A 25,736-nucleotide genomic window follows, 5' to 3' on the forward strand; every position below is an offset into this window, starting at 1 on the left:
ACGCCGGCGCGTCCCGGCGGGCGCCCTCGGCCTCGTCCGGCGCCGTGCCGCCCCTCGTCATCGCGCTCCCCTCCGGGCCGCGAGTGTTTCCGGCGTGTTGCTGGGGTGCTCCGGTGCGGACTCTGGGGGTGCAACCCCAGTACCCGGGTGGGCGGGTGGCGGGACATTGGCCCTTATCGGGACACCGGCTATCGCGACTGCAAAGCAAACGAACGGGGGCGAGGCCGCCTCCAGGTGAGGGACCGGAGGTGCCACCGCGCCGCGAGTCGTCCCGGAACGTCGTAGAGCTGTCGAGTATCCGCAGAAAGGGTCAGGAATGATTACCGTTCCGCAGGAGAACGCCAAGCTGGGCATCGCCGTCGAGGACTTCGACCCGCTCCAGGTGTCTCCCGAGCAACTGACCGAACTGAAGCAACTCGTCTACCAGCACCGGATCGTGGTTCTGCGGAACCAGACGCTCTCCTCGGCCGAGTTCGTCGCCTTCGGCCGGCGCCTGGGCGAGGTGGAGACCTACTACCAGCCGATGTACCACCACGCCGAGCACAAGGAGATCTTCGTCTCCTCCAATGTGAAGAAGGACGGCGAACAGGTCGGAGTGCCGCAGACCGGGAAGTTCTGGCACCACGACTACTCGTTCATGCCCCGGCCGTTCGGGCTCACCCTGATCTACCCCCAGGTCGTGCCCCAGAAGAACCGGGGCACGTTCTTCATCGACATGGCGAAGGCCCACGCGGACCTCACCGACGAGTTGAAGGCCGAGGCGGCCGACACCCGCGTCCTCAACAGCGTGCGGCGCTACTTCAAGATCCGCCCGACCGATGTCTACCGCCCCATCACCGACATCATGGCCGAGGTCGAGCGGGAGACGCCGGCCGTCGCCCACCCCACCGTCTTCAACCACCCGGTCACCGGCGAGACCCTCCTCTATCTGAGCGAGGCCGTCAGCTACCAGATCGAGACCGCCGACGGCCGGCCCGCGCGCGCCGGGCTGCTGGAGGATCTGCTGGAGGCATGCGGCCAGGCGGACACCACCTTCGAGCACGAGAACATCCACCTCCAGACCTTCGACAAGGGCGATCTGCTGGTGTGGGACAACCGGGCGCTCGTCCACCGGGCCCTGCACACCCCGAACCCCGAGCCGACCGTCTCCCACCGCGTCACCGTGCACGACGAGCACCCGTTCTACCCGGGAATCGGCGCCGAATGACGTCCGGGGGGGAGAGAACAGCCATGGAGTTCGGGCACGACAAGGTGCTGCTGGACCGCGTGCTGAAGGTGTACAAGCCGCACTGCCGCTATCTCCTGACGACCTCGGTGCGGGCGGACGGGGACCCGGGGGAGCCCGACGGGCTCATCCGGCTGCGCGGGGACTTCCGTATCTCCGAGTCCTGCTATATCGACGACACCGGCCATTTCAACGCGGTCGAGTTCAATATCTGTTTCAACCAGATGATCTACTTCATCATGGCCAAGTCGCTCCAGGAGCGGGTCCTGGGAGTCTTCTCCTCCTGGGACATGGACACCTTCTGGCGCCGTCAGTTGCCCGACATGTTCATCGTGGACTTCTCCAGCTCGTTCCGACGCCCCATGCGCGGGCGGGAATTCTGGGGGGAGTTGGACATCGTCCGCGCCACCCGGCGCGACGGTGGTAACGGCCCGCTGGTCTTCCTCGACACCCTCTGCCGGTTCGGCGAGGCGGCGGCGCCCGCGTGCCGGGGCAAGGTCCGGCTGGCGCTGCGCGAGCCGGATCCGGGGAGCACATGACGACCGGGGCACCGCGCGCCGAGAGCTGGCGCCCCAGCCCACCGCACCCGCCCACCCCGTGAGCCGAGGAGCACGATGACCAGGACGACCCGCGCACAGACCACACCGCGTTCTCCCACCATCCCCGCCACCGCGGCCCACCACGCTCGGACCCGGCCCGATGACACGGCCATCGAGTGCGGGGGCCGCGTCGTCACCTTTCGTGAATTCCACCAGCGGGGCGAGCACACCGCGCGCGCCCTGCTCGCCGCCGGGATCTCGGCCGGCGACCGGCTGGCCTATCTGGGGCAGGACAGCGAGCACGCCTACGACCTGCTGCTGGCCTGCGCCAGGGTCGGCGCCGTCCTGGTGCCCGTCGACCCCCGGCTGGCGCCCAAGGAGATCGGGCATGTGCTCGCCGACTCCGGCGCGGCGCTGGTCTTCGCCGGCCCCGAACACCTCGCCGACCTGGCCGGGATCGGCCCGGCCGAAGCGGACCGGCCCACCGTCGTCGCGCTGGACGACGCCGGCGACGGCACGCCCACCATCGACGCCTGGCGGGCCACGGGCGCGGCCGGGCACGACGCGCCGCTCCCGGCCGAGCCGGGCCCGGACGGCGAGCTGATCCAGCTCTACACCAGCGGAACGACCGGGGCCCCCAAGGGAGTCGTCCTCTCCCAGGGCTCGTTCTGGGCCATCGGCGACCTGCTGGCCCGGCACGAGTTGGACTGGCTCGACTGGCGCCCGGAGGACCGCAGCCTCAACCTGCTCCCCGGGCATCACGTGGGCGGCCCCTGGTGGTTCCTCCAGGGGTTCAGGGCCGGCGCGACCAACATCATCGCCCAGGGCTTCGAGGTCGAGCGGGTGCTCGCGCTGATCCGGGACGGCGGCGTCACCACCACCCTGGTGGTGCCCTCCATGCTCCGGTTCCTGCTCGCCGAACCCGACGCCGACGCCGAGGCGTTCGCCGGGCTGCGCAAGGTGGTCTACGGCGGCTCGCCGATGCCCGAGGCGCTGTTGGTCGAGTGCCTCAAGGTGATGGGGTGTGAGTTCGCCCAGATCTACGGACTGACCGAGACCTGCGCCTCCGCCGTCTGCCTGCCCCCGGCCGACCACGTACCGGGCAACCCCCGGCTGCGGGCGGCCGGTCGACCCTACCCGGGCGTCGCCGTCGAGACCGTGGACGGCGACGGCCGGCCGCTGCCGCCCGGCGAGGCCGGCGAGGTCAGGATCGACACCCCGGCGGTGATGGCCGGCTACTGGAACCAGCCGGACCAGACCGCCGCCGTGCTGCGGGACGGTTGGCTCCACACCGGGGACGCCGGCTACCTCGACGAGGACGGCTATGTCTATCTCCACGACCGGATCAAGGACGTGATCCTGGTCGCCGGGGAGAACGTCTACCCGGCCGAGGTGGAGTCGGCGCTGCGGACCCACCCCGGGGTGGCCGACGCCGCCGTCGTGGGGATACCGGACGAGGTGCGCGGCGAGGCCGTCCGCGCCTGTGTGGTGCCCCGCCCCGGCGCCCGGCCGACCGTCGGCGAGCTCCGGATCTTCCTCCGGGACCTGCTGGCCGACTACAAGGCGCCCACCGACTACGTGTTCCTGGACGACCTGCCGCGCAACGCGGCGGGGAAGACGTTGCGCCGCCAGCTGCGGGAAGGCTGAGCCACGGCCCGGGCGGGCGCCGGAAGCCCCGCCCGGGCCGCGCGCTGTCAGTCGGGACGCGTGGCCAACTGATCGATCAGCAGCGGAAGTTGACCGTCCCGCAGCGGTGCGGCGGTCGGCTCGGGCGGCGCCTCCCGCTCGGCGCCGCAGAGCGCCTCGTCCAGATGGAGGATCACCGCGAGATCGGCCGGATGTGGCTCCAGGGTGCCGTCCTCGGCCGGTATCCCGTAGTGCGACGCGTTGTAGCCGATCGCGGCCTGGCTCTCCCCGTCCGGGCTGGAGAAGGCCAGCGTCGAGGCGCCCCAGGCGACCCCGTCGTGCCCCCAGAAGGTGCCGCAGGACAGGTTGACCGGATACACCCCAAGACCGTAGGCGCCGATGACATCGCCGTCGAGGTCCTCGACCGGCACCGTCTCCAGCATCTCGGCCAGCTGCTCGTCCGGCAGCAGCTCCCCGCCGAACAGGGCGGCCTGGAACGTGTTGAGATCCGCCATCGTGGTGACCAGCGAACCGGCCGTGCCCGCCCAGGACATGTCGTAGACGGAGTAGTCGCGTGGCCGCTCCAGCAGCCCGTGGAGCGAGGTGTACATCCGGGGGTGCGGCGCCCGGATGACGGGCGACTCGGGGAACGCGGTGTCCCGCAGCCCGGCCGGCTCGATCACCCGCTCGGTGATGTACCGCTCCGCCGGCACGCCGGTGACCTCGCCCAACAGCAGCCCCGCCAGGATGTAGTTGGTGTTGGAGTAGGAGTGCCGCTCGCCCGGCACGCCGGTGGCCGGCGCGGAGAGGCCCAGGGCCACCAACTCCTCGGGCGCGATCTGACGGAACCTGTGCTCGTCCAGGCTGTGGCCCGAGTTCTCCGCCAACGAGGGGAAGGCGGGCACCACATAGTCCCCGATGCCGCTGGTGTGGTTGAGCAGCATCCGCACCGTGACCGCGTCGGCCAGCTCCGCCGGGAGCGGCCCCGCCGGCAGATAACGCCCCACGGGCGCGTCCAACTCGACGTTGCCCTCGGCGACTTGCTGGAGCACCCCGACCGAGACAAAGGTCTTGGTGACGCTGGCGACCCGATGCCGCATCTCCGGCCGGGTGGGCCCCTCCGTCCGCAGGTCGGCGACCCCGGCGGCACCCGTCCACCGGTCGTCGCCGACGGAAGCGGCGGCGAGGGCCCCCGGCAGCCCGGCGTCCGGGACCGCCGCCAGCGAGGCGTCCAACCTCTCGTCACGGGAGGGGCCTTCGTCCGCCAGCGCGGGCATCGTCAGGGAGGTGGCGCAGAGCGCGACGGAGGCCGCGCCGATCGTCAGGGCTCGTACACGTCGTGGGGGTGAGGCTGTCACACCGGTCTCTCTCTGTTGTCACGTTCTTGTCCTGCGGTGGAGCCCTCACATTCTCGGCCGGACGGTGGGCCGATGGCTTCCCTCTCAGGGGGGCGATCGGCGGGGAGGGTCTACGACCTGGTGATGAGACGTCCCCTCGGGGATGCCCGCTCCGGTGGTCTTGGCAGTGGGATGGGGCTGTGCCACGCTCCTTGGTGTGACGGCCCTCCCGTGGTTCGGCCTCTACCGCCGCCTGCACGTGGATCTGGGGCGCGTGCACACGGCCGTCTGTCGCCGACGCTGAACTCCCCCCGAGCAGCCCACCGTTCAGCCGTCGCCGCACCGAAGGACCCGCCATGAGCAGTCACGAGCACGCGCACCACCACGAGCACGACCACGGCCGTCCCGCCGACCCCACGCTCTACCGTTCGCCGCGAGAGGCGGTGGCGGCGCCGGCCGAACCGCTCGCCTATGTGGTCGGCTTCGACCGCGCGGGCCAACGCCCCGACGCCCTCTTCACGGTGGACACCGACCCCGCGTCCGCCCGGTACGGCCAGGTGGTCGGCGAGACCCGACTCACCACGCTGGGCGACGAGTTGCACCACTTCGGCTGGAACGCCTGCTCCAGCGCGCTGGCCCACGCGGGGCACCACAGCCCGGAGCGCCGCTATCTGCTGCTGCCCGGGCTGCGCTCCTCCCGGCTGCATGTCTACGACACCCACCCGGACCCGGTGCGCCCGCGCCTGGTGAAGGTGATCGAGGCCGCCGAGCTCGCCGAGCGCGCGGGGTACTCGCGCCCGCACACCCTGCACTGCGGCCCCGACGGCGTCTTCCTCTCCTGCCTCGGCGGCGTCGACGGGAACGAAGGCCCGGGCGGCGTGGCCCTGTTGGACCACGAGACCTTCGACGTGCTGCGCGCCTGGGAGACCGAACGCGGCCCCCAGCGGCTCGCCTATGACGTGTGGTGGCACCTCGACAGCGATATCGCCGTGACCAGCGAGTGGGGCACCCCCGGCATGGTGGAGAACGGCCTGGACCCGGAGCTGCTGCTGGGCCGCCGCTATGGCCACGCACTGCACTTCTGGGATCTGGGCACCGGCCGGCACCGACAGCGGGTGGACCTCGGGGACCAGCACCAGATGGTGCTCGAACTGCGCCCGGCCCACGACCCCGGGGCCAGTTGGGGCTTCGCCGGCGTCGTGGTGAACGTGGCGGATCTCTCCGCCTCCGTCTGGCTCTGGCACCGGGAGGACGAAGGCGCCGACGACGGGGGCTCCTTCGCGGTGCGCAAGGTGATCACGCTGCCGGCCCGGCCCGCCGAGCCCGACCAACTGCCGCCCGCGCTCCGCCCGTTCGGCGCGGTGCCACCGTTGATCACCGACATCAACCTGAGCGTGGACGACCGTTGGCTCTATGTCTCCGCCTGGGGCACCGGCGAGCTGCACCAGTACGACGTGTCCGATCCGTTCCACCCCCGGCACACCGCCTCCGTGCGGCTCGGCGGGATCACCGAGCGCGCGGCGCATCCGGCCGAGCCCGACACCCCGCTGACCGGGGGCCCGCAGATGGTCGAGCTCAGCCGCGACGGGCGGCGGGTCTACCTCACCAACTCGCTCTACGGCTCCTGGGACGACCAGTTCTACCCGGACGGGATCGAGCCCTGGCTCGCCAAGCTGGACGCGGATCCCGAGCACGGCGGCCTCGTGCCCGACCCGGGGTTCTTCCCCCACGGCGAGGCGTTCGCCGGGCTGCGCGTGCACCAGACGCACCTCGCCGGCGGGGACGCCTCCTCGGACTCCTACTGCTACCGCTGACGGCGCCCCGCGCCGGGGCCGACCGGTTACCGGCCGGTCGGTCCGGTGCGGGCCGCTTGGGACGGGACCGAGGCGGGTACTCGGCCGCTCTGACTCTCGGCGCCTGGAGGTGGAGCATGAGCCGGACCCGTGTGGTGATCGTCGGAGCGGGGTTCGCCGGTTATCGAGCCGCTCGGATTCTGAACCGGACCGCACGGCGGCATGTGGAGGTGGTGCTGCTCAATCCCACCGACTACTTCCTCTACCTGCCGCTGCTGCCGCAGGTGGCGGCCGGCATCCTGGAGCCACGGCGGGTCAGCGTCTCGCTGACCGGCACCCTGCCGCACACCAAGCTGGTCCTTGGCGAGGCACAGAGAGTGGACCTCTCCTCGCGCACCGTGCACTTCACCGACCCCGAGGACCGGCCCGGCGAGCTGCGCTACGACATGCTGATCCTCTCGGTCGGCAGCGTCAACCGGCTGCTGCCCATTCCGGGCGTCGCTGAGCACGCACACGGCTTCCGTGGGCTACCCGAGGCCCTGTATCTGCGCGATCATGTGGTGCGCCAGCTGGAGCTGGCGGCCCATGCCTCCGATCCGGCCGAGCGGCAGGCCAGGGCCACCTTCGTGGTGGTGGGCGCCGGCTACACCGGTACCGAGGTGGCCGCCCAGGGGGCGATGTTCGCCGATGCCGTGGTCCGGGGGCAGCAGTCGGAGGCACGGGTCTCCCCGCGCTGGCTGCTGCTGGATATCGCCGATCGGGTGTTGCCCGAGTTGGACGAGAGACTCAGCCGCACCGCTGACCGCGTGTTGCGTAAACGGGGCGTGGACGTTCGTACCGGCATGTCGGTGAAGGAGGCCACCCGGGACGGGGTGCTGCTCCAGGACGGCGAGTTCGTCCCGTCGAGGTCCCTCGTCTGGTGCGTCGGGGTGCGCCCCGATCCGCTGGTGGCCGATCTCGGCCTGGACACCGAACGGGGCCGGCTGGTGGTGGACAGCTTCCTCAACGTGCCAGGACACCCCGAGGTGTTCGCCGCCGGCGACGCCGCCGCGGTGCCCGATCTGACCCGGCCGGGGGAGTTCACCCCGATGACCGCCCAGCACGCCTGGCGGCAGGGCAAGACGGCGGCCCGCAACGTGTCGGCCCGGCTCGGCCTCGCCTCCGAGCCGCGCCCCTATGAGCACCACGACCTGGGGTTCGCCGTGGACCTGGGCGGCGTGCAGGGCGCGGCCAACCCGTTGGGCGCCTCGCTCTCCGGGCCGCTGGCCGGAGCGGTGACCCGGGGCTATCACCTGATGTCGATGCCGGGGAACCGGGTGCGGGTGGGTGCCGACTGGCTGTTGGAGGCGGCACTGCCCCGGCAGGCCGTGCAACTGGGCATGGTGCGCTCCGGCTCGGTGCCTCTGGACACCGCGTCCCCCGAACTGGTCCGGGTGCCCCGCACCGACCGGCCGGACGAGTAGGGCGACGAGGGGCCCGGCCGGAGCCCGATGCCCGTGGCCCTGGACGAAGGGGCCGCGGGCATCCGGCTGCCGCCGGCCGGAGCGGGCCGGAGCCGGTCGGAGCGGTTCAGGCGGCCGTGCGGTCGGAGTCCCGTTCCCAGACGCGGTGTTGGGCGACCACATCGGCGAAGGCGGTCACCACGGTGGCGGCGTCCGTGCCGGTGACCACGCCGAGGTTGTCGACGGCGCGGTCGCCCACGTCGGCCAGCCGGATGCCCGGCAGTCCGATCTCGCGCAGCAGGCCGACGCCGGAGCCCAGCGCCGCGATCGCCTTGCCGTGCTTGAACGCCTGCGCGACATAGTGCAACGCCAGCCCGTCGCGGCTCAGTTCGAGCACGCTGGCCTCCCCGCCGGGGACCACGACGGCGTCGTAGAGCACCGACGACATGGTGCTCATCGCGCGGTCCACCTTGACCGCCCCACCGTCCTCGGACCCGACCTCGCCGTCGTGCGCGGCCAGCACCTCGGGCACGGCCCCGCCGCCCCTCAGCGCGTCGCGCGCGGCCATCACATCGGTCGCCGAGACGCCGTCGGCGACCAGGATGGCGATCTTCCTGGTCGCGATGGTGCCCGGCTGGCCGACGGCCATGCTCAGCGCGGGGGAGGTGCGCCCCGCGTTCTCGGCGACCGGCTCCGCCGGCGGCTGGACGCCGATGCCCACGGCGACCGAGACGGCCAACTCGTGGTCGATGTGGTTGAGTTGCTCGACGGTCCGCTCCCTGACCTGGCGCGCGTCGACCTTGCCGAGTTCGAAGCGGTAGGCCGCGACGATATGGCTCTTCTCCCAGGGCGCCATGCTGTTCCAGAAGAGCTGGGCCTGGCTGTAGTGGTCGGAGAAGCTGTCGCTGCGCTTGCGGATCTTGTCGCCGTCGACGCGCACCTGGTGGTGTCGGAACGCGCCGGCGTCGACGGAGGCCATCGCGGGGCAGCCGCCGCCCAGGCTGTTGGGCGCGTAGGCGGTCGGGTCGGGATGGATGCGGTGCTGGCCGTAGCCGTCCCGCTGGTTGTTGCGGACCGTGGCGAGGGGCTGGTTGACCGGCAGCTGCTGGAAGTTGGGGCCGCCCAGCCGGATCAGCTGGGTGTCCAGATAGGAGAAGTTCCGGCCCTGGAGCAGCGGGTCGTTGGTGAAGTCGATGCCGGGAACCACATGCGCGGTGTGGAACGCGACCTGCTCGGTCTCGGCGAAGAAGTTGTCCGGGTTGCGGTCCAGCGTCATCCGGCCGATCGGCCGCAGGGGGACGATCTCCTCGGGGATGATCTTGGTGGGGTCGAGCAGGTCGAAGTCGAACGAGAACTCGTCCTCCTCCGGCACGAGTTGGACGGCCAGCTCGTACTCGGGAAAGGCGCCGGACGCGATGGCGTCCCAGAGGTCCCGCCGGTTGAAGTCCGGGTCGGCGCCGGCGATCTGCTGGCACTCGTCCCAGACCAGGGAGTGGGTGCCGAGCAGCGGGCGCCAGTGGAACTTCACAAAGGTGCCCCGGCCCTGGGCGTTCACCAGCCGGAAGGTGTGCACCCCGAAGCCCTGCATCATCCGGTAGCTGCGGGGCAGCGCCCGGTCCGACATCAGCCACATCACGGTGTGCAGGGTCTCCGGCTGGAGCGAGACGAAGTCCCAGAAGGTGTTGTGCGCCGAGGCCGCCTGCGGCATCTCGTTGTTGGGCTCCGGCTTGACCGCGTGCACGAAGTCCGGGAACTTGATCGCGTCCTGCACGAAGAAGACCGGAAAGTTATTGCCGACCAGATCGTAGTTGCCCTCGCGGGTATAGAACTTGGTCGCGAAGCCGCGCACGTCGCGCACCGTGTCGGCCGAGCCGCGCGAGCCGGCCACCGTGGAGAAGCGGACGAAGACCGGGGTGCTGCGGGACGGGTCCTGGAGGAAGTCCGCCCTGGTGAGATCGGCCAACGACTCGTACGGGCGGAAGTGCCCGTAGGCGCCGGCACCCCGCGCGTGCACCACCCGCTCGGGGATGCGCTCGTGGTCGAAGTGGGTGATCTTCTCCCGGAAGTGGAAGTCCTCCAGCAGGGTCGGCCCGCGTTCACCGGCGCTCAGCGAGTTGTCGGTGTCATCGACCTTGGTACCGAAGTTGGTGCTGAATGGGGCGTCCTCGCCCCGGTCGCGCAGCGGATCCAGCTGCCGCTGCTTGTCCAGTGGTTCCTCGCCGGGCATCGGCTCTCCTTCGCATCGGTCCAGGGCCGCGGGTGTGGGCGCAGCCGGGCGGCACCCGTATCGGGTGCCGCCCGGGGGCTCGGCGCGCCGCGAGCCGGTCCACGGCGCGCGCCGCCGGCGCCGAGTTTCCCGCGCCAACGGGGACAAAGCCGTGCAAACCGGCGCCTCCGGCGTGGCGCGGACCGGGCCGGAGGCGGCAGGGGCCGACGAGGGTCCGACGAAGGCCCTGCGGAGGCTCAGCCGGGGCTCAGCGCGGCCCGCCCGGTCAGGGCGGCCACCGCGCTCAGCAACTCCTCGTCGCCGATCGCGTCAAGGCTGGGCACATCCCGATCACCGAGACGCAGATGCGGCACCCGATAGGGCAGCAGATGGTCGGAGCCCAGACAGGGCGGCAGCAGGCTGACGATCGGGGTGTGCACCGCGGCGGCGAGCTGGGCGGGCGCGGTGGCCCCGGCGACCATGGCCCTGGCGCCGGCGATGACGCCCGCCAGCCGGGGCAGCCCGGTCAGCCCCCCCAGGTCCAGGGCGCGCCCACCGGCCACCCGCCGCGTCAACGCGCGCTCGTCCGGGCCCCCCGTCACCACCACCCGGTGTCCTGCGTCAGCCAGGGCGGCCACCGCGCCCTCGGCCCGCGCCGGCGTCCAGGCGCGCTCGGCCACCGTCCCTCCCGGGTGGACCACCAGATACTCGCCCGTTCCGGTCAGCCCGCCGGCCCCCGGATGGGCCCTGATGCCCAGCGCGCCGTCGTCGCCCACCGGCAGCGGGAAGCCGGCGGCGGCGGCCAGGTCCAGGGCGGCCTCCGCCTCGTGCCGCCGCTCGGCCCGCCGGTTGCGGAGCCGCAGCAGCGGTCCCGGGGCGTGCTCGCAGTCGGCCGCCACCCAGGGCACCCCGGCGAGCTTGAGCAGCAGCGCCGCGGGCAGCGGGCTCTGCCGGGGCGAGGCGAAGATCAACGCGCGGTCGAAGCGCCGCTCGGCCAGGCGTTCCACCAGCTCGTTCACGGTGGAACGCTGGACCGCCGGCGGTGAGATGGACACCCGTGGCGCGTCGTAGACCAGTACCTCGTCCACCCCGGGCAGCAGCCGTCCCGCCGCGTGGCCGCGTGGACCGCACAGCAGCGTGGTGGACATCGAGCCGGCCGCCACCGCCCGTACGGCGGGGCCGGCCAGCAGCACGTCGCCCGCGCCGTCGAGGCGGACGACCAGGGTGTGCGGTGCCTGGCTCATGCGCGGGCGAGTCTCCTGATCCGCCCGGGGCAAACCCGCGACGGGACGCGGACGCGCCGGCGGCCGGCGCCACGGGGGCGCCGGCCGCCGGCTGACGGTCTCTGGGTGCCGCTGGCGCGCTATCCGCGCACCCGGGCGCTCTCCCGCGCGGCGGCCGTGACGGGCACCTTGGCCGGGGCCTGCGTCGGCTCGTCGCCCTCGATCGCGGCCCTGACCCGCTCACAGGCCCGGTTCAGCAGCCGGGAGACATGCATCTGCGAGATGCCCAGTTGATCGGCGATCCGGCTCTGTGTCATGCCGTGGAAGTACCGCAGATACAGGATGTGCCGCTCCCGTTCGGGCAGCGAGCGCAGCGGATGGCGGACCGCCTCCCGATCCACCACCCGGTCGAACCCCGGCTCCAGCGTGCCCAGGGTGTCAAGCAGCGAGTAGTCGCCGTCCGCGCCCGGGAGTTCGGCGTTCAGCGACAGGGTGCTGTAGCTGTCCAGGGCCTCAAGGCCGGTCCGCACCTCGTCCTCGGTGAGCCCGCTGTGCTCGGCCAGCTGCGCGACGCTCGGCCCCCGGTCGTCCAGCCGGAAGCTCAGCTGCCGCGCGGAGGCGCGCACCCTGTTCCGCAGCTCCTGGGTCCGCCTGGGCACGTGCAGGCCCCACATGTGGTCGCGGAAGTGCCGCTTGACCTCGCCCACGATGGTGGGCACGGCATAGCTCTCGAAGGGGCGCCCCCGGCTGGGGTCGTAGCGGTGCACCGCCTTCACCAGGCCGAGCGCCGCCACCTGTTCCAGATCCTCCAGGGCCTCGCCGCGATCCCTGAACGTGCGGGCCAGCCGGTCCGCCATCGGAATCCAGGCGCAGATGACATCCCGGTACAGCGCCTCGCGTTCCGGACACGGTGGCAGTTCCGCGATGCGGAGGAACTGCCGGCTGGTATCCGGCGCGTCGTCGTGCGGATGGCGCTTCTTACGGGGGCGTGCTGGGGTATTCATTCCTGCTCTCCCAGGTGAGGGTGGGCGTGCGATTCCGCGCTGAACTCGCCACGGGAAGAGACCGCTGTCCCTCAGTCTGCACGCGAAAGCCGCCCCCCACATCTTGAGCGGGACGAGCGCCCCGAAAGCCCTTCGGCGGGGATGGCGAGAGGGTTATCCCGGCCGCGTCCGGTTACCCGCCTGCCAAGGGGGCGAACAGCAGAGAATCGCCCCCGATGGCCCATTGGAAAGGAACGCCATCATGACCTATGGAACCTTTATGTCCACCGTCAGGGAACGGGGAGAATACGCCGCGGACGAGGCCGAGCGCATTGTCGAGGCGGTTATCGGCACCCTCGGTGAACGGCTGCCCGACACCTCAGCCGAACATCTGGCCGACCAGCTGCCCACGCCGCTCGCCGACATCGTCGACAGGTCCGAGGGGCCGGCGCGGACCTGGGGCGTCGAGGAGTTCATCAGCCGGGTCGCCGAGCACGCCGAGGAGGACGAGGACAGCGCCGGGGACCACACCCGGATCGTGCTCTCCGTGCTCGCCGACCAGATCACCGGGGGCGAGATGAACAAGCTGATCAGCCAACTGCCGTCCGGCTACGCGGAGCTGTTCGGCCACGGCGAACTGAGCTGAGCCGAACGAGCCGCGCCGCACGGGCCGGGCGGCACGGGCCGGGTGGCGCCCCGCCCACGGACGGCCCAAAGCGCCCCGCCATGGCCGGGCCGCAGTACAACGGGTGCCGCGAGCCGGGCGAGAGGACACCATGGCGACGTTGGCACCACCACGGCCCGGGCCGCCCAGGGACGGGCCGCGCCGACCCGCCAGGCCCTCCCCGGTTGAGTGGCTGACCACCACCGACCACAAGCGGATCGGGCAGCTCTATCTGGCCACCTCGTTCCTCTTCTTCCTACTGGCCGGCGTGCTCGCGCTGCTGATGCGCGCCGAACTGGCCAGGCCCGGCCTCCAGTTGCTCAGCGCCGAGCAGTACAACCAGGCGTTCACCCTGCACGGCACCGTGATGATGCTGCTCTTCGCGACGCCGCTCTTCATCGGCTTCGGCAATGTCGTCGTGCCGCTCCAGATCGGCGCCGCCGATGTGGCCTTCCCCCGGATGAACGCGCTGGCGTACTGGCTGTTCCTGTTCGGCGGACTGATGGTGGTCGGCTCGCTGCTCACCCCCGAGGGCCCGGCGGCCTTCGGCTGGTTCGCCTACGCTCCGCTGAACAGCGCCGTCTACTCGCCGGGCGTGGGCCCCGACCTCTGGGTGATGGGCCTGTCGCTCTCCGGCTTCGGCACCATCATGGGCGCGGTCAACTTCATCACGACGATCATCTGCCTCCGCGCGCCCGGGATGACGATGTTCCGGATGCCGATCTTCACCTGGAACGTGCTGCTGACCAGCGTGCTGGTGCTGCTGGCCTTCCCGGTCCTGGCCGCGACGCTGTTCGCCCTGGCGTCCGACCGGATCCTCGGCTCCCACGTGTTCGACGCGGCCAACGGGGGAGCGCTGCTGTGGCAGCACCTCTTCTGGTTCTTCGGCCACCCGGAGGTCTACATCATCGCGTTGCCGTTCTTCGGCATCGTCTCGGAGATCATCCCGGTCTTCAGCCGTAAACCGATCTTCGGCTATCTGGGGCTGGTCGCGGCGACGGTGACGATCACCGGGCTCTCGGCTGTGGTGTGGGCCCACCACATGTTCGCGACCGGCGCCGTGCTGCTGCCTTTCTTCTCGCTGCTGTCCTTTCTCATCGCGGTACCGACCGGCGTCAAGTTCTTCAACTGGATCGGCACCATGATGAAGGGCTCGCTCTCCTTCGAGACGCCCATGCTCTGGTGCGTGGGATTTCTGGTGACGTTCCTCTTCGGCGGGTTGACCGGTGTGCTCCTGGCGTCGCCACCGCTCGACTTCCAGGTGACGGACAGCTACTTCGTGGTGGGCCACTTCCATTACGTGGTCTTTGGCACCGTGGTCTTCGCGATGTTCGCCGGATTCCACTTCTGGTGGCCGAAGATGACCGGGCGTCTGCTCGACGAACGGCTCGGGAGAATTCACTTCTGGACGCTCTTCGTCGGTTTTCACACGACCTTCCTGGTCCAGCACTGGCTCGGCGCCGAGGGCATGCCGCGCCGTTACGCCGACTATCTCGCCGCTGACGGCTTCACGGGGCTCAACATGATCTCCAGCATCGGGGCCTTTCTGCTGGGCCTCTCCACGCTGCCGTTCCTCTACAACGTGTGGCACACCACGCGCACCGCTCCCGTGGTCGGGTGCGACGACCCCTGGGGGTACGGGCGCTCCCTGGAGTGGGCCACCTCCTGCCCGCCGCCGCGCCACAACTTCACCACGCTGCCCCGCGTCCGCTCGGAGTCACCGGCCTTCGACCTGCACCACCCCGAGGTGGCCAGGGACGACCAGCGGCGGCACACGCGCCGGGACGCTCTCGACACCGCCGGCTGAGCCGGGGGCAGGGCCCGGGGCCCGCTCAGGGGTGACGCCAGTGGTCGGTCTCCAGCGCCGACGAGCCGGTGGGGCCCATCGTCAGCATCCCGCCGTCAACGGGCCAGGACGCCCCCGTGACATAGCTGGCCCGCTCGCTCGCCAGAAACGCGATCACCTCGCCGACCTCGCTCGGGTCGCCCGGGCGCCGCAGCGGGATGCCGGGACGCTCCAGGGTGTGCACGTCGACATCCACATAGCCGTTCATCGGCGTCGCGATCTCGCCGGGCGCCACCGCGTTGACCCGGATGCCGTGCTGGGCCAGCTCCAGGGCCATCACCTGGGTGAGCAGCCCGAGCCCGCCCTTGGCCGCGCAGTAGGGCGCGGTGCGCACCCGGGGCTGGTGCTCGTGCACGCTGGTCACATTGACGATGCTGCCGCCGCCGCCCTGGCGGATCATCCAGCGTGCCGCGCGCTGTGCGAGCAGCATCGGGCCGATCATGTTGACGTTCAGCACCCGGTACATCTCCGGGAGTTCCACGTCCAGAAAGTCGACGTTGCTCCCTGTGCCGGCGTTGTTGACCAGGATGTCGAGGCGGCCGAACCGTTCCGCCAACACGTCCACCACATCGGCGGCCTCGGGCAGCCGGGCGAGATCCACCTCCGCCGTCTCCGCGCGGCGCCCGGCAGCGGTGACCGCGCGGGCCGTGGTCTCGGCGGCCTCCGCGTCGCCGAACCAGGCGATGCCCACATCCACGCCCTGCCGCGCGAGAGCGATCGCCGTGGCGCGGCCGATCCCCGAGTTGGCACCCGTGACGACGGCCACCGGCGCGGCCGTCGCTTCCCCCGAGGTCGTTTCCGGGGAGTTCCGTTCCGTCATGAGTCACACTCCGTGCTCGTTCGCTCGCTCTTGCGTCCGCGTGGCGCGGCGCGCATCGAGCCCTACCCTCGCGCAGCCGCCGTCAGCACGGCGCGCGGGGTCAACGAACGGCGCGCGTCCGGTGTCCCGCGCCCCCCGGGGACCGCTGGTTTACACCACCCCTGGACGGATACTCGCGCTCCATGAGCGATCAGCTGCCCTCGCAGGCCGAGGGGGAGCGGGACGAGGAACTGCCCCCGGACGTCGAGTCCGACGACGAGCGGGCGCGCAGCGGCCACGACCACCCCCGGCAGACCCCCTCGCAGGCCGAGGGCGAGCGGATGGACGACCGCGACGACGAGTGACGGGGGCCTAATCGCCCTCGGAGGTCGCCGGGCCCACCAGCTCGGCCAGCACGTCCTCCATCGTCACGAAGCCCAGCAGGGTGCCGCGCTCGTTGACCACCGAGGCCAGATGGGTCTCCGCGGCGCGCATCGCGGTCAACACGTCGTCCAGCCTGGTGTCGAGACGGACCTGGACCACCGGATGCAGCAGCCGGCGGGGGAACGGGCGGTCGCGGGCGGTCGTGGCCAGCGCGTCCTTCACATGGAGGAAGCCCAGCACGGTCCGCCCGGGCCCGGTCACCGGCAGCCGGGAGAAGCCCGAGGTCGCCGAAGCGTGCTCCAGTTGACGTGGGGTGACCAGATGCCCCACCGTGACCATCCGGCTGGCCGGCACCATGATCTCGGTCACCGTGCGGCTGCCCAACTCCAAGGCGTCCCGCAGGCGTTCGCTCTCCTCGGCGGCCAGCAGCCCCGCCGCGTTGGAGTCGGCCACCATCTCCGCCAGCTCCATCTCGGTGAAGACCGCCGCCACCTCGTCCCTCGGCTCGACGCGCAGCAGCCGCAGCAGCACGTTGGCGAACGCGTTGATGCCGAAGATCACCGGGCGCAGCGCCTGGGTCAGCGCCACCAGCGAGGGGCCCAGCAGCAGCGCCGTCCGCTCCGGCGCGGCCAGCGCGATGTTCTTCGGCACCATCTCGCCGAAGAGCATGTGCACATAGGTCGCCACCGAGAGCGCCAGCGCGAAGGAGATCGGGTGCACCAGCGAGGCGGGCACCCCGGCCGCGTCGAACGCCGGTTCCAGCAGATGCGCCATCGCCGGCTCGGCCACCGCGCCCAGCACCAGCGAGGTCACCGTGATGCCCAGCTGGGCCGTGGCCATCATCGCCGACAGATGCCGCAGCGCCCACAGCACCGTGGCCGCGCCCCGCTCGCCCCGTTCGGCGCGTGGCTCGATCTGGTCCCTGCGGACCGAGATCAGCGCGAACTCGGCGCCGACGAAGAACGCGTTGGCCAGGATGGACAGCGCGCCGAGCGTCAGTTGGACCGCGATCATCGCGCCCCCTCCCGGCCCTGGGCGTCCGCTTCGGGTGGGGGCGCGGTGATCCCCACCCGCTCCGCGCGGTGCCGGGCCGTCCGCAGCACGGTCAGCCGCCAGCCGGCGACCTCCACCGTGTCGCCCGTCGCCGGGATGCGGGCCAGCTCCGTCGCCAGCAGCCCGGCGACCGTCTCATAGGGCCCCTCCGGCACCTGGAGCCCGATCGCGGCCAGCTGGTCGACCCGGGCGCTGCCGCCCGCCTCCCAGTGCCCAGGCCCTATCGGCGCCAGATCGGGGGTCTGCTGCGGATCGTGCTCGTCCCGCACCTCGCCGACGACCTCCTCGACGATGTCCTCCAGGGTGACCACGCCAGCGGTGCCGCCGTACTCGTCGACGACCACGCCCAGCGAACGGGTGCCTCGCAGCCGCTCCAGCAGCCGGTCGACGGGGAGGCTGTCCGGCACCAGCACCGGCTCGGTCAGCAGGTCGAGCACGGAGGTCTCGGCCCTCGCCGGCCCTTCGAGCGCCAGCACGTCCTTGATGTGCACCATCCCCACCACCTCGTCCAGGGTCCGCTCGTAGACGGGGAACCGGGACAGGCCCGTCTCCCTGGTCAGCTCAGCCGCGTCCGAGCCGGTCGCCGTCGCCGGCAGGGCCCGCACATCGACCCGGGGCGTCATCACGTTCTGCGTGGTCAGCTCCGCCAGGTGCAGGGTCCGCACGAACAGCTCGGCCGAGTCGCGCGGCAGCACCCCCTCGGCCGCCGAGTGCCGCGCCAGCGCCACCAGCTCCTGCGGGGACCGAGCCGACGCCAGCTCCTCCGTCGGCTCGATGCCGAAGCCGCGCACCAGCCGGTTCGCCATCCCGTTGAGATGCCGGATGAACGGGCCGAACACGTTGGTGAACAGCCGGTGCGGGGTGGCGATCGCGCGGGCCACCGGCACCGGGCGGGAGATCGCCCAGTTCTTCGGCACCAGCTCGCCCACCACCATCAGCACCACCGTGGAGAGACCCACGCCCAGCACCAGGGCCAGCGTCGACGAGGCCCCGGACGGCAGGCCCGTCGCGTCCAGCGGGCCGCGCAGCAGCGCCGAGACCGACGGCTCGGCGAGCATGCCGATCACCACCGAGGTCACCGTGATGCCGAGCTGCGCCCCGGACAGCTGGAACGTCAGCTCGCGCACGGCGCGCACCGCGCTGGCCGCGCCCGGCTGGCCCTCGCGGGCCGCCCGCTCCAGCTGGCCGCGTTCCACCGTGGTCAACGAGAACTCGGCCGCCACGAACACCGCGCAGGTCAGCGTCAGACCCAGCGCCACAAACAACAGCAGGACTTCCGTCACGCGCCCATCCTCCCCTCGTCCCCCGCCGGTTCGTCGGATGTACCGCGTTTGCCCCGGTAGCGCCCGGGTACTCGGCGCGGCGCCACAACGCACGGCCGGCGGGGACGAAAGGGAGCTGCCGCGATGGAGCAGGAGATCGACCCCTATGTGGCGGCCCGGCCCTCGGCCGACGGGCGCGAACTGCTGGTCACGCTGGGCTCGGGCCGGGTGGTGCGGATGCGCTGTAGCGTCCCCGTGCCCGGCGTGCTGCGGATCCGCACGGCCGACGGGGCGGCCGACGACGGGACGCCCGTGCTGGTCCCGTTGGACGACCGGCCGGCCACCCTCACCCGCACGGCGGACGGCGTGGAGATCACCGGGCCCGAGGTGCGCGCCATCTGGGACACCGGCGGCGAGGAGGGCGGCCCCGATATCGTGCAGGGCCTGCGGTTCGGCGCCTTCCGACGCTTCGCCACCCCGGACGCCGACACCGTGCCCTACCGCGCCGGCTACCGGCCGGCCGCGAACGGGCGGCCCGCCGGCTGGCTGGAGACCGTCCATCTGGCGCCCGGCGCGGCCGTCTACGGCGGCGGCGAGAGCTATCAGGGCATCGACCTGCGCGGACGGCTCCGCCGGATGCGCAACACCGAACAGAACCGGGACGGCGGCCGTGACTCCGCCTACCTCAACATCCCGCTGCTCTGGTCCGACGCCGGCTGGGGCCTCTTCGCGCACACCGGCGCCCAGGTGGACGCCGACGTCGGGGCCACCCACTCGGAGGCCGGCTGTATCCGGATCGACGGCGAGGACCTGGACCTGTTCCTGATCAACGGGGACGCCCCCACCATCCTCGCCCGCTATCTGGCGCTGACAGGGCGTCCCCGCACGCTGCCCGACTGGGCCTTCGGCGTGTGGATGAGCCGCTCCTCCTACTTCACCGCCGACGAGGTCGTGGAGACCGTCGACGAACTGCTCAGGGCCGGCTGCCCGGTCGACGTGATCCATGTCGACGAATGGCTCGACGAGTCCGTCCTCGCCGACGCGGCCTGGTACACCGAGGCCGACCGCGCCCGCTTCCCCGAGGGCTGGGCCCACCGCCTCGCCGAACGCGGGGTGCGGCTGAGCCTGTGGATCAACCCCTACATCAAACGGGACAGCCCGCTGGGCGACGAGCTGGCCGCACGCGGCTATCTGGTCCAGGACGGCGAAGGCCGGCCGGCCGCCATCGCCGACGACCCCCGCACCTGCGCGCTGGACTTCACCCGACCGGAGGCGCGCGAATGGTGGTGCGAACGACTGGCGACGACCCTGCGCACCGAACACAACGCGGCCGTGCTCTCCGACTTCGGTGAGGAGATCCCCGACGACGCGGTCTTCGCCGACGGACACCGGGGCACCGACTGGCACAACACCTATGGGCTGATCTACCAGGACACCGTGCACGAGGCGGGACGCCGGGCCAGGGCGGGCGACTTCGTCGCCATCTCCCGTTCCGGCACGGCCGGTTCACAGCGCGATCCGGCGCACTGGGCCGGCGATCTGCCGTCCACCTGGACGGGGCTCGTGTCCACGCTGCGCGCGGTGCTGTCCATGTCGCTCAGCGGATGTTCAGTGGTCACCCATGACGCGGGCGGCTTCTGGACACCCGCGTCCCTGCGCAGAGCCAAGGAGCTGCGCGCCACCATGACGCCGGACGCCGTGCGCAGCGATGTGGACCCGGAACTGTACGGGCGCTGGGCCCAGTGGGCCGCGTTCTCCCCGCTGATGCGCTTCCACGGGCTCGGCCGGCGCGAGCCCACCGCCTACCCCGAGCCGGCGCGCGGCGCGGCGATCGCCGCCTGTCGGCTCAGGCGGCGGCTGCGCCGCTATGTCGCCTCCTCCTCCGAGCGCGGCGCGGCCGACAACCTGCCGCTGATGCGCCCCATGCCGCTCGCCTACCCCGGCGTCCCCGAGGCGCGCGGCGCCGACGCGCAGTATCTGCTGGGCCCCGATGTGCTGGTCGCCCCCGTGCTGGAACCAGGCGGCCGACGGCTGCTCTGGGTGCCGGAAGGCGACTGGATCCCGCTGGTCGGCTGCCCGCCGCTGAGCGGTCCAGGATGGCACGAAGTGCGCTGCGCGGCCGACGAGTTCCCCGCCTTCGTCCGCGCGGAACGGGGCGTGCGGGCCGTCCTCGACGACGAGGACGCCGTCGAGGAGACGGTCGGGGACGCCGCCGAACGCCCCGACAGCCGCCGTTAGTCGCCGTTGGTCGCCGTCAGTCCCCTGGCTTGTCCGGTTGGCCGCGGAAGGCCGACAGGATCTCGTCGGCGGCCAGCGTCGGCGTCAACGTCCCGTCCCGCACCCGCCGTTCGAGCGTCGGGGACAGCTCGCGCACCGCGGGGTGCTGGTGCAGCTCGCCGAGCAGCTGGTCCCTGACCATGTTCCACGTCCACCGCACCCGCTGGTCGTCCCGCTTCGCCGCCAGCCGGCCGTGCGTCTCCAGGGTGTCCCGATGCTGCCTGACGCGCTCCCAGATCTTGTCGAGCCCGGTCTCCTCGCGCGCGCTACAGGAGAGCACCGGCGGCGTCCAGATCGCGTCCACCGGCTGCATCATCCGGAGCGCGCCGCGCAACTCCCGCGCCGCGCCCCGAGCGTCCCGCTCGTGCGGACCGTCCGCCTTGTTGACGGCGAGCACGTCCGCCAGCTCCAACACGCCCTTCTTGATGCCCTGGAGCTGGTCCCCTGTTCTGGCGAGCGTCAACAGCAGGAAGGTGTCGACCATGTCGGCGACCGCCGTCTCCGACTGGCCGACGCCCACCGTCTCCACCAGCACGACGTCATGCCCCGCCGCCTCCATCACGACGATGGCCTCCTGGGTGGCCTTGGCCACCCCGCCCAGCGTGCCCGCGCTCGGCGAGGGACGGACGAACGCGTGGGGATCGACGGCGAGCCGCTCCATCCGGGTCTTGTCGCCCAGGATGGAGCCGCCGGTGCGCGTCGACGACGGGTCGACGGCCAGCACGGCGACCCGGTGCCCCTCACTGGTGAGCAGGGTGCCGAAGGCGTCGATGAAGGTGGACTTCCCGACGCCGGGCACCCCGCTGACCCCGATCCGGTGCGCCTTGCCCGCGTGCGGCAGCAACTCCAGCAGCAACTGCTGCGCGAGCACCCGGTGGGCGGGCTTGCGGGACTCGATGAGGGTGATGGCACGCGCCACCCAGGAGCGGGTGCCGGCCAGCACCCCCTCGGTGTACGTGGCGAGGTCGGGAGCCGTCACCGATCGTGCCCCAGGTTGGTCGCGAGCTGATCCAGCAGATCGATGGCGCACTCGGGGATGACCGTGCCGGGCGGGAACACGGCGGCGGCGCCCGCCTCGTGGAGCGCGGGGATGTCCCCCGGCGGGATCACGCCGCCCACCACGATGGTGATGTCCTCCCGGCCCGCCTTCGCCAACTCCTCGCGCAGCGCCGGCACCAGGATGAGGTGACCGGCGGCCAGCGAGGAGACGCCGACGACATGCACGTCGGCCTCCACCGCCTGCCGCGCGACCTCCTCCGGCGTCTGGAACAGCGGGCCGACGTCCACGTCGAAGCCGAGGTCGGCGAACGCGGTGGCGATCACCTTCTGGCCCCGGTCGTGGCCGTCCTGGCCCATCTTGGCGATGAGGATCCGGGGGCGGCGCCCCTCGGCCTCCTCGAAGGCGACGACCTGGGCCCTGGCCCGCTCGATCGTCGACGAGGAGCCTGCTTCCTGGCGGTACACCCCCGTGATGGTACGGATGTTTCCGGCATGCCGCCCGAAGACCTTCTCCAACGCGTCGGAGATCTCGCCCACCGTCGCCTGCGCGCGGGCCGCGTTCACCGCCGCCTCCAGCAGGTTGCCCCGCTCCGGGCTCTCCGCCACCCGGGTCAGCACCTCAAGCGCCTCGCCGCAGGCCACGCCGTCCCTGGTCTCGCGCAGCCGGCGCAGCTTCTCCAACTGCTGCGCGCGCACCGAGGTGTTGTCGACCTTGAGCACATCGATCTGCTCCTCGGCCGAGACCCGGTACTTGTTGATGCCGATCACCGGCTGCCGGCCCGAGTCGATCCGCGCCTGGGTGCGCGCCGCCGCCTCCTCCACCCGCAGCTTGGGGATGCCGGCGTCGATCGCCTTGGCCATGCCGCCGGCCGCCTCGATCTCCTGGATGTGGTGCCAGGAGCGGACCGCGAGATCGTGGGTCAGCCGCTCCACATACGAGCTGCCGCCCCACGGGTCGATGACCCGGGTGGTGCCGGACTCCTGCTGGAGCAGGATCTGGGTGTTCCGCGCGATCCTCGCCGAGAAGTCGGTGGGCAGCGCCAGCGCCTCGTCCAGCGCGTTGGTGTGCAGCGACTGGGTGTGGCCCTGGGTGGCGGCCATGGCCTCCACACAGGTGCGGGTCACGTTGTTGAACACGTCCTGCGCCGTCAGCGACCAGCCGGAGGTCTGCGAATGGGTGCGCAGCGAGAGGGACTTCGGGTTCTTCGGATCGAACTGCCCGACCAGCTTCGCCCAGAGCAGGCGCGCCGCGCGGAGCTTCGCCACCTCCATGAAGAAGTTCATCCCGATGCCCCAGAAGAACGAGAGACGGGGCGCGAACGCGTCCACGTCCAACCCCACCGCGCGCCCGGCGCGAATGTACTCGACGCCGTCGGCCAGCGTGTAGGCCAGCTCCAGGTCGGCCGTGGCACCGGCCTCCTGGATGTGGTAGCCGGAGATGGAGATGGAGTTGTAGCGCGGCATCCGCTGCGAGGTGTACGCGAAGATGTCGGAGATGATCCGCATCGAGGGGCTCGGCGGATAGATGTAGGTGTTGCGGACCATGAACTCCTTGAGGATGTCGTTCTGGATGGTCCCCGCCAGCTTCTCCGGCGGCACCCCCTGCTCCTCGGCCGCCACGATGTACAGCGCCAGCACGGGCAGCACCGCGCCGTTCATGGTCATCGAGACGCTCATCCGGTCCAGCGGGATGCCGTCGAACAGCTGCCGCATGTCCAGGATGGAGTCGATCGCCACCCCCGCCATGCCCACATCGCCGGTGACTCGGGGGTGGTCGCTGTCGTAGCCCCGGTGCGTCGGCAGGTCGAAGGCGACCGAGAGCCCCTTCTGCCCCGCGGCCAGGTTGCGGCGGTAGAACGCGTTGGACTCCTCGGCGGTGGAGAACCCGGCGTACTGACGGATCGTCCACGGCTGGTTCACATACATCGTCGGATAGGGGCCCCGCAGGAACGGCGCCACCCCCGGATAGGTCCGGAGGAAGTCCACGCCCTCCAGATCGTCCGCCGTGTACAGCGGCTTCACGTCGATGCCCTCCGGCGTGTGCCAGAGCAACTCCTCGGTGCTGTGCCCGGTCCGCTCCTTCACGGCCGAGCGCCAACGCTCCAACGAGCCCGGGTCGTCGGGCTCCGCGCCCAGCTCGACCGTGCTGAAATCGGGGATCACACTCATCGTCCGGCAACTCCCGTCACGTCCAGCGCCGTGGTCAGCACGGACACCGCGTCGCACTTCAGATAGACGAACTCGTCGACGCCTTCCGGCGTCTCGGGCAGCCGCCCGGCGAGATACACCCGCGCGGCGCCCGCCTCCCGCAGCGCCAGCGCGACCTCAGCGGCCCGCTCCTCGTAGAGGGCGTCCGTGCCGCAGACACAGGCGACCGCCGCCCCGCTGGCGCGGAACGCCTCGCCCGCCGTGGCCCCGTCGACCGAGGCGGCGGGCCGCACCGGCTCGATGCCGCCGGCCTGGAACAGGTTGGCGGCGAACGTGGCCCGCGCGGTGTGCGCCGCGACCGGGCCCAGCGTGGCCAGGAAGACCTTGGGACGCTCCCCGGTCTCCGCCAGACGCGCGTCCGACCGGGCCCGCAGCGCCTCGTACGCCTCGTCCCTGCGCACCCGGGGCAGCCCGCCGCCCGGCCTGGGCGGCGCCGGCTCCCGCACCACCGGCTCCTCGGCCAGGTTGGGGAACTCGCTGACCCCGGTGACCGGTTCACGCCGGGTCGCCAGCGCCTTCGAACGCCGCTCCCAGCCGGCGGCCAGCCGATCGGCCACCAGACCCGAGCCCAAAGCGGCGGCCTGACCGCCGCTCGACTCGATCTCCTGGAACCAGGCCCACGCCGCCTCGCTGAGATCCTCCGTCAGCCGCTCCACATACCAGGAGCCACCCGCCGGATCGATCACCCGGCCCAGATGCGACTCCTCCAGCAGGATCGTCGAGGTGTTGCGGGCGATCCGGCGGGCGAAGCCGTCGGGCGCGCCGAGCGGCTCGTCGAACGGCAGCACCGTCACCGCGTCCGCACCGCCGACCCCGGCCGCCATGCTGGCGACCGTCGTCCGCAGCATGTTCACCCACGGATCCCGTCTGGTCATCATCACCCGGGACGTCACCGCGTGCTGCGCCTGCGCGCCCGCGCCCCGCGAGGCGCCGCTGGCCTGCGCCACCCGGGCCCAGAGCCGCCGCGCGGCGCGGAACTTCGCGATCGAGAGGAACTGGTCGGCGTCCGTCGCGAACCGGAACTCCAACTGCCCCAGCGCCTCGTCGACCGTGAGACCCACCGCGGTCAGCTGCCGCAGATAGGCGACGCCGGTGGCCAGCGCGCAGCCGAGCTCCTGCGCCGGCGAGCCACCCGCCTCGTGGTACGGCAGCCCGTCCACCACCAGCGCCCGCACCCCGGGGAACTTCCGGGCGGCGCGCACCGCCAGCGCGACGGCCGGCGCCAGCTCGACGGCCCGCCCGGTGGCGGCCCGCACCCCCAGCGGGTCGGCGCCCAGCCGTCCCAGCGCCTTCTCCGGCGCCACCCCGCGCTCGGCGAACAGCGCCAACAGCGCGTCCCCGGCGGCGGCGAAGTCCTCGCCGGCGTCCAGCACCACGGGGGCCAGATCGAGCAACACGCCGTCCAGCGCGGTCGGCAGCTCGGCGATGGGCAGCGCGGCGCCGCCGACCGCGATCCACAGCGAGCTGACGCCCAGCTCCAGATCGGTCAGCAGCGCCTCGTTCAACACCGCCGGACGCGATTCGGCGTGGTACTGGCGCACATCCCAGCCGGCCAGCGCGTTGCCCTCGGCCCGCCCGCCCCGCGCGAACGGCGCGAAGCCGGGAAAGCCGGCCGGCGCCGCGTCGTTCTCCGCCGTGTACAGGGGCAGGGCGACCAGCGAGTCCTCCAGCCTGGTCGCCAGCCGCTGCTCGGCCTCCTCACCGGTGAGATCTCCGATGCCCGACTTCTTCAGCACGCCGACCGCGAGCGACCGCCACTGCTGCCGGTCGCCGACGGGAAACTCACCGGCCAGGGATAGGCCGTCGTCGGGCTGGGCTGTCAACTCCATGACCACGCGCTTCCGCTAGGGGATCGTCCACGGGGGAACGT

General features: G+C 71.9%; 19 protein-coding genes. 9 read left to right on the forward strand and 10 right to left on the reverse strand.

What is annotated here, in order from left to right; translation table 11 throughout:
* Nucleotides 1-316 precede the first annotated feature (316 nt).
* The 3 genes from scoE to K4G22_RS26490 all read left to right on the forward strand — a co-directional run bounded on the left by scoE (nucleotide 317) and on the right by K4G22_RS26490 (nucleotide 3,411).
* Nucleotides 317-1,207 carry a (3R)-3-[(carboxymethyl)amino]fatty acid oxygenase/decarboxylase gene (scoE, locus tag K4G22_RS26480; protein WP_228082963.1) on the forward strand — a complete coding sequence of 297 codons (891 nt, stop codon included), beginning with the start codon at nucleotides 317-319 and terminating at the stop codon, nucleotides 1,205-1,207.
* Nucleotides 1,208-1,230: 23 nt separating this feature from the next.
* The gene (locus K4G22_RS26485) at nucleotides 1,231-1,764 is read left to right on the forward strand and encodes an FcoT family thioesterase (RefSeq protein ID WP_228082964.1); all 534 of its coding nucleotides are present in this window, start codon (nucleotides 1,231-1,233) and stop codon (nucleotides 1,762-1,764) included.
* 75 nt (nucleotides 1,765-1,839) lie between these two features.
* Nucleotides 1,840-3,411: a long-chain-fatty-acid--CoA ligase gene (locus K4G22_RS26490; protein ID WP_228082965.1), complete on the forward strand. Its 1,572-nt coding sequence runs from the start codon at nucleotides 1,840-1,842 to the stop codon at nucleotides 3,409-3,411.
* Nucleotides 3,412-3,458: 47 nt separating this feature from the next.
* Here K4G22_RS26490 and K4G22_RS26495 read toward each other — a convergent pair whose 3' ends face one another.
* Nucleotides 3,459-4,748 (reverse strand): serine hydrolase domain-containing protein, encoded by a 1,290-nt coding sequence (locus K4G22_RS26495; RefSeq protein ID WP_228082966.1) that lies wholly within the window; start codon nucleotides 4,746-4,748, stop codon nucleotides 3,459-3,461.
* Between the two features lie 335 nt (nucleotides 4,749-5,083).
* On the opposite strand from K4G22_RS26495, the gene K4G22_RS26500 reads away from it, so the two are divergent.
* A complete protein-coding gene (locus K4G22_RS26500; RefSeq protein ID WP_228082967.1) occupies nucleotides 5,084-6,541 on the forward strand; it encodes a selenium-binding family protein in 1,458 nt (485 codons plus the stop codon).
* A gap of 116 nt (nucleotides 6,542-6,657) precedes the next feature.
* Nucleotides 6,658-7,983, forward strand: a complete 1,326-nt coding sequence (locus K4G22_RS26505) for an NAD(P)/FAD-dependent oxidoreductase (RefSeq protein WP_228082968.1) — start codon at nucleotides 6,658-6,660, stop codon at nucleotides 7,981-7,983.
* Nucleotides 7,984-8,089: 106 nt separating this feature from the next.
* Here K4G22_RS26505 and K4G22_RS26510 read toward each other — a convergent pair whose 3' ends face one another.
* The 3 genes from K4G22_RS26510 to K4G22_RS26520 form a co-directional block, all read right to left on the reverse strand.
* Nucleotides 8,090-10,189 (reverse strand): catalase, encoded by a 2,100-nt coding sequence (locus K4G22_RS26510; RefSeq protein WP_228082969.1) that lies wholly within the window; start codon nucleotides 10,187-10,189, stop codon nucleotides 8,090-8,092.
* Between the two features lie 236 nt (nucleotides 10,190-10,425).
* Nucleotides 10,426-11,412 carry a glycosyltransferase family 9 protein gene (locus tag K4G22_RS26515; protein ID WP_228082970.1) on the reverse strand — a complete coding sequence of 329 codons (987 nt, stop codon included), beginning with the start codon at nucleotides 11,410-11,412 and terminating at the stop codon, nucleotides 10,426-10,428.
* Nucleotides 11,413-11,531: 119 nt separating this feature from the next.
* Nucleotides 11,532-12,395, reverse strand: a complete 864-nt coding sequence (locus K4G22_RS26520; RefSeq protein ID WP_228082971.1) for a SigB/SigF/SigG family RNA polymerase sigma factor — start codon at nucleotides 12,393-12,395, stop codon at nucleotides 11,532-11,534.
* A 241-nt stretch (nucleotides 12,396-12,636) separates the two neighbouring features.
* Between K4G22_RS26520 and K4G22_RS26525 the strand changes: the two genes are divergently transcribed.
* Nucleotides 12,637-13,020: a DUF2267 domain-containing protein gene (locus K4G22_RS26525; RefSeq protein WP_228082972.1), complete on the forward strand. Its 384-nt coding sequence runs from the start codon at nucleotides 12,637-12,639 to the stop codon at nucleotides 13,018-13,020.
* A gap of 130 nt (nucleotides 13,021-13,150) precedes the next feature.
* Entirely contained in the window at nucleotides 13,151-14,845 is a 1,695-nt protein-coding gene (ctaD, locus tag K4G22_RS26530; RefSeq protein ID WP_425336755.1) for an aa3-type cytochrome oxidase subunit I, read from the forward strand.
* Nucleotides 14,846-14,870: 25 nt separating this feature from the next.
* Here the strand turns inward: ctaD and K4G22_RS26535 are convergent, their stop codons facing one another.
* Nucleotides 14,871-15,704 (reverse strand): SDR family oxidoreductase, encoded by an 834-nt coding sequence (locus tag K4G22_RS26535; protein ID WP_228082974.1) that lies wholly within the window; start codon nucleotides 15,702-15,704, stop codon nucleotides 14,871-14,873.
* Between the two features lie 182 nt (nucleotides 15,705-15,886).
* Here K4G22_RS26535 and K4G22_RS26540 point away from each other — a divergent pair, with 182 nt between their 5' ends.
* Entirely contained in the window at nucleotides 15,887-16,048 is a 162-nt protein-coding gene (locus tag K4G22_RS26540) for a hypothetical protein (RefSeq protein WP_228082975.1), read from the forward strand.
* A 7-nt stretch (nucleotides 16,049-16,055) separates the two neighbouring features.
* Here the strand turns inward: K4G22_RS26540 and K4G22_RS26545 are convergent, their stop codons facing one another.
* Nucleotides 16,056-17,081 (reverse strand): hemolysin family protein, encoded by a 1,026-nt coding sequence (locus K4G22_RS26545; RefSeq protein WP_228082976.1) that lies wholly within the window; start codon nucleotides 17,079-17,081, stop codon nucleotides 16,056-16,058.
* Nucleotides 17,078-18,403: a hemolysin family protein gene (locus K4G22_RS26550; RefSeq protein ID WP_228082977.1), complete on the reverse strand. Its 1,326-nt coding sequence runs from the start codon at nucleotides 18,401-18,403 to the stop codon at nucleotides 17,078-17,080. The genes K4G22_RS26545 and K4G22_RS26550 overlap by 4 nt, the downstream gene beginning before the upstream one ends.
* 123 nt (nucleotides 18,404-18,526) lie before the next feature.
* Here K4G22_RS26550 and K4G22_RS26555 point away from each other — a divergent pair, with 123 nt between their 5' ends.
* Nucleotides 18,527-20,620, forward strand: coding sequence for a glycoside hydrolase family 31 protein (locus K4G22_RS26555; RefSeq protein WP_228082978.1), 2,094 nt, complete (start codon nucleotides 18,527-18,529; stop codon nucleotides 20,618-20,620).
* A gap of 16 nt (nucleotides 20,621-20,636) precedes the next feature.
* Here the strand turns inward: K4G22_RS26555 and meaB are convergent, their stop codons facing one another.
* Genes meaB through K4G22_RS26570 form a run of 3 tightly spaced genes read right to left on the reverse strand, consistent with a single transcriptional unit; the run spans nucleotide 20,637 to nucleotide 25,689 of the window.
* A complete protein-coding gene (gene meaB / locus K4G22_RS26560; protein ID WP_228082979.1) occupies nucleotides 20,637-21,638 on the reverse strand; it encodes a methylmalonyl Co-A mutase-associated GTPase MeaB in 1,002 nt (333 codons plus the stop codon).
* Nucleotides 21,635-23,827 carry a methylmalonyl-CoA mutase gene (gene scpA, locus K4G22_RS26565; protein ID WP_228082980.1) on the reverse strand — a complete coding sequence of 731 codons (2,193 nt, stop codon included), beginning with the start codon at nucleotides 23,825-23,827 and terminating at the stop codon, nucleotides 21,635-21,637. Before scpA ends, meaB begins: the two co-directional genes overlap by 4 nt.
* Nucleotides 23,824-25,689 carry a methylmalonyl-CoA mutase family protein gene (locus K4G22_RS26570; protein ID WP_228084239.1) on the reverse strand — a complete coding sequence of 622 codons (1,866 nt, stop codon included), beginning with the start codon at nucleotides 25,687-25,689 and terminating at the stop codon, nucleotides 23,824-23,826. Before K4G22_RS26570 ends, scpA begins: the two co-directional genes overlap by 4 nt.
* Nucleotides 25,690-25,736 lie beyond the last annotated feature (47 nt).

Origin of the sequence: Streptomyces profundus (genome assembly GCF_020740535.1) — a bacterium.
GTDB classification, from domain to species: domain Bacteria; phylum Actinomycetota; class Actinomycetes; order Streptomycetales; family Streptomycetaceae; genus Streptomyces; species Streptomyces profundus.